Annotated in this window: 2 protein-coding genes; one reads left to right on the forward strand and one right to left on the reverse strand. The window is 74.5% G+C overall.

The window, feature by feature from the left end:
* The coding region (locus AB0O00_RS39230) for an FAD-dependent oxidoreductase (RefSeq protein WP_363659450.1) at positions 1-391 on the forward strand (391 nt) is incomplete at its 5' end.
* Here AB0O00_RS39230 and AB0O00_RS39235 read toward each other — a convergent pair.
* On the reverse strand, positions 381-1,460 hold a 1,080-nt coding region (locus AB0O00_RS39235), incomplete at its 5' end, for an alpha/beta hydrolase (RefSeq protein WP_363659451.1). The genes AB0O00_RS39230 and AB0O00_RS39235 overlap by 11 nt on opposite strands.

Consider the following 1,460-nt stretch of genomic DNA (forward strand, 5'->3'; position numbering starts at 1 on the left):
CCCGGACACCGCGGACCCCCGCCCCACCGCCCGCCGCTTCCGCACCCAGGTGACCCGGGCCGCCCGCCGCTTCCCGGCGATCGGCGTCCCCAACCGGCCGCTCGGAGTCGCGGGCGTGTACGACGTCGCCGACGACTGGACCCCGATCTACGACCGCACCGCGCTCGACGGCTACTACGTCGCCATGGGCACCAGCGGCAACCAGTTCAAGAACGCCCCGCTGGTGGGCCGCTACCTCGCGGCCCTGATCGACCTGGTCGAGGCCGGCCACGACCACGACGGCGACCCGGTTCGGTACCGCTGCGAACACACCGGCAACCTCGTGGACCTGGGCTCCTTCTCCCGCCGACGACCGGTCCTGGCCGGCTCCGCACGGACGGTCATGGGCTGACCACCCGCAGCTCGCGCACCAGGTCCCCGACCACGCCGACCACGAACTCCGGCGCCTCGTGCGGGAAGTCGTGGCCCGTCCCGTCCGGTGTGTGCACCAGCCGTGACGCCGTCGACGCCGCCAGGTACCGGACCCTGGTCCGGAGGTAGAAGCGGCTGATCCGCTCGGCCTCGACCGCGTCCCGGGCGCCGGCCAGCACCGCCTCACCACCGATGAGGTCCCGCGGTATCACCAGCACCAGCGGCAGGTCCCCGAGGTCCCCGTCGTACACCACGGTCTCCCAGCCCGCCCGCGCCAGGCCGGCCGGCGCGAGCTCCCCGAAGGCCGACACGGCGGCGCACAGCCGCCCGGTCCGCTCACCCCGGCCACGGTACGCACCGGACAGCTGACGCACCGCCGTCAGCAGGTAGCCGCGACGCATCCCGGCGAGCTGCCGGTTGCGCGGCGCGAAGGCGATGACCTCCAGCGGCGTAGGGTCCAGCAGCACCAGCCCCGCCACCAGATCCGGCCGACGCCTGGCCACGTTCGCGACCAGCAACCCGCCGAAGGAATGACCGACGAGGACGAAGGGAGCCCGCTCCCCCGCCCCCTCCAGGGCCGCCAGCAGTTCCTCCGCCTCGACCGCCGTCGTCCGCGGGAACGGCCCGACATCGCTCCAGCCCGTACCGAAGCGGTCCACCAGCACCGACCGGGCCCGCGCCGCGAGCATCGCGTGCAGCTCCTGGAAGTCCGCACCGGGCGCGTGCCCACCGGGCATCCACACCACCGTCGGCCCGACCGCCGGATCCCCCTCGGCGAGCACGTGCATCCGGTGACCGCGCACCTTCACCAACGCCCCCGGCACCGGCCGCGCGTCCGCCTCCCGAGCCACCTGCACCACGTGCCGCACCGCCCCGGCCAGCAGCGGCGCACCGACCGCGACCAGCGAACCACCCAGCGCCACCGACCAGTTCGCGCCGAGCCCGAGGAGCGCGCCACCCGCCCCCGCCACCACCAGCGCGAACGGCAACCGCAAACAGAACCGGCTCAGCAGCGAGGGCGAGGCGTACGCCAACCGTAAGGGAAGGAG

The sequence above is a fragment of the Kitasatospora sp. NPDC093558 genome, assembly GCF_040683475.1.
Lineage (GTDB): Bacteria > Actinomycetota > Actinomycetes > Streptomycetales > Streptomycetaceae > Kitasatospora.